Source organism: Oleiphilus sp. HI0132 (assembly GCF_001635845.1).
Genome location: NZ_LWGJ01000507.1, coordinates 1 through 792 on the forward strand (window position 1 = coordinate 1; position 792 = coordinate 792).

Below are 792 nucleotides of genomic sequence, written 5' to 3' on the forward strand. Positions count from 1 at the left end.
GGTGTGAAATCTGAGCGTGCATCGATCTTTGCAGCCGGCTTTTCCATACTCTACTCATGCTTTAAGGTACTGGGCATCAAAGAAATGGAGTTCACATCGGGCGCGCTTAGGGAAGGTTTGCTGTATGACATACTAGGCCGGATTCAGCATGAGGATGTCAGAGAACGTTCACTTCAATCGATGCAGGCTCGCTATGCTATTGATGTTGAACACGCTGAAAGAGTAGAGAAAACAGCGCTTCATGCATACAAGCAAATTGCTTCGTATTGGGATATAGCCTTACCGCAATGTGAAAATCTACTACGTTGGGCAAGCCGGGTTTTTGAGGTTGGGCACTCTATTGCTCATGCACAATACCACCGGCATGGTGCTTATCTCGTTTATCACTCTGACCTACCAGGTTTCTCGAGATTAACTCAGCTGCACCTTTCTGTGATAGTACGTACTCACAGACGGAAATTTAGTGATGAGCCTTTTATTGGAATGAGTAAACAGGAAACGCAAACACTGAAGCGCCTGTGCACAATATTCAGACTGGCGGTTGCGCTGACAGCAGAACGTAATCAAGCTGAAACGGATTTCACCCTAAGGGCTCAGGACGAGTGCTTATCCCTTAGTATGGGGAAAGGCTGGTTTGAGGCAAATCCCTTAAATACGTCGATCTTGGAGTTAGAGCAAGACTTGTTACGTAAGCAGGGCTTTCTTCTACTGCTAGCTAAAGATTGACGACTTTCCAACTACACGAGATTCTTAATGATTGTTTTAGGTATTGAGTCATCTTGCGATGAGACC

General features: G+C 45.6%; 1 pseudogene. It reads left to right on the top strand.

Features of this window, described 5'->3' with window-relative positions:
- A pseudogene (locus A3766_RS06100) lies at positions 1–726 on the top strand (exopolyphosphatase); the annotation flags it as partial.
- Positions 727–792: the final 66 nt, after the last annotated feature.